Annotated in this window: 2 protein-coding genes; both read left to right on the forward strand. The window is 42.8% G+C overall.

Annotated features, from left to right (window positions below; genetic code table 11):
- A partial coding sequence (locus BQ17_RS13230) for a JAB domain-containing protein (RefSeq protein WP_089727819.1) occupies window positions 1-561 on the forward strand: 561 nt, incomplete at its 5' end.
- A 333-nt stretch (window positions 562-894) separates the two neighbouring features.
- Entirely contained in the window at window positions 895-1,524 is a 630-nt protein-coding gene (locus BQ17_RS13235) for a hypothetical protein (RefSeq protein WP_089727821.1), read from the forward strand.
- The last annotated feature ends 192 nt before the right edge of the window (window positions 1,525-1,716 follow it).

Genomic DNA, 1,716 nt, shown 5'->3' on the forward strand with positions numbered 1-1,716 from the left:
ATCGGTCAAGGTCAGGAACACTTCTGGATGGTGGGTTTGAATCAAGCGAACAAGATCCTCTATATCGAGTTGGTCGCTTTGGGTTCTTCTAACATGATCAACATCAAACTCAGAGAAGCCTTCCGCATGGCGATTTACAAGCTCGCCGTTCAGGTTATCATGGTCCATAACCATCCCGGTGGGAATGTGACGCCTTCAATCGAAGATCAAGACCTTACCGATCATTTTATCCAGGCGAGCAAATTCCTTAAGGTCGAAGTGATCGATCATCTCATTATCAGCGACGAAACCTATCATAGTTTTGTCGATTCAGGAATCTTCAAGAAACTTCAGGCAAGTGAACGATGGATTTTGCCTTATAAAGTCAAGGAGAGGATCAAGAAGGAAGGGAAAAAGAAAGGTAAAGAAAAAGGGTTACATGAAGGGATTCAACTTGGAGAAGAGAAAGGACGAAGAGAAGAAAAAATTGAAATGGCAAAGACCATGAAACGAAAAGGCATGGATATTCAAGATATTGAAGGCATTTCTGGATTAACAATTGAAGAAATTCAGAAACTATAGAACCCAAATGGGCTAGCAGGGAAAAGGGGTCAGGCTCAATTGATGGGTCGTTTTTCACAAATCATTCGTCTAACAGATCATTCGTCTAACATTCGGCTACCAAAAGGAAAGCACACAGGAACATGCACGGCGGCGCTTTGATATCCCTATCGTTTCAGACACCAAAACAGGATATCGCCTGCAAAAACGTCAGTGCAACATGGGACGCGCCGCCTATCAAGACGCTGAACGCAGACAAACCTCCATTGCCCCCGTCCATGGGGGCAATGGATGTTGCTGGTTAGCTCCCCGTTAGGCGTTTAAATTCCAATCAAAAAAGCTGACAGGTGATTTATGAGAAAACCGATACTTGAAGAAGGAAAATCATATACTTTTTCCGATTATTTCGAACTGAGTAATCCTACCAAAGAAATTGTTGCAGAGTTCGGTTATCAGTTCCGGCTGAAAAAGATCGATCTTCCCGTACATCCTTTCAAAGGTTCGCTGGAAAAATTGAAAAATACTTTCTATAAAAAACTACCTCATATCTCACTCAACTCGGAAACAGCAAAACGGGAAGTTCTGGTTGCCCCGCTTCTGCTGGAACTGATGGATCATATTGAAATAGATATCGATATAGAATACCCTCTATACGTCAGTAATCAGCTTAAAGGAAATATTGATTATTTTGTAAGATCGGAGATCAGTTTGATAGTTATCGAAGCTAAGAAAGCAGATATGGAAAAAGGATTCAGCCAGCTGGCTGTAGAACTGATTGCGGCTGACAAGTATATTGAAGAAAGCGATGCTTCCATATACGGAGCGGTTACGGTCGGAGATTTATGGAGATTTGGAGAGCTTGACAGAAAGGAAAAACTGATATCAAAAGATATTGATTCATACCGTGTTCCTTCCGATCTTGAAGAACTTTTTTCGGTCTTGACAGGAATACTCAGTTCCCGACATTCTGACATTTCAGATTAGCAGGAAAACAGGGGCAGACCCTGAGGTATCCCCACATTATTGCAATCTAAAACAACGAGTTATGGAGCAAATGAGCGGCCACGATGCCCTAATGGCTCGTTCCCACGCTCCAGAGACTGTGAAAGAATTCGCCGCTGGTAGTGGTGAGGGTAAACTAGTGTAGTGCGCCATTCTGTTTGGAACTTAAGCGGC

Origin of the sequence: Candidatus Thiosymbion oneisti, from assembly GCF_900092655.1 — a bacterium.
GTDB lineage: Bacteria > Pseudomonadota > Gammaproteobacteria > Chromatiales > Chromatiaceae > Thiosymbion > Thiosymbion oneisti.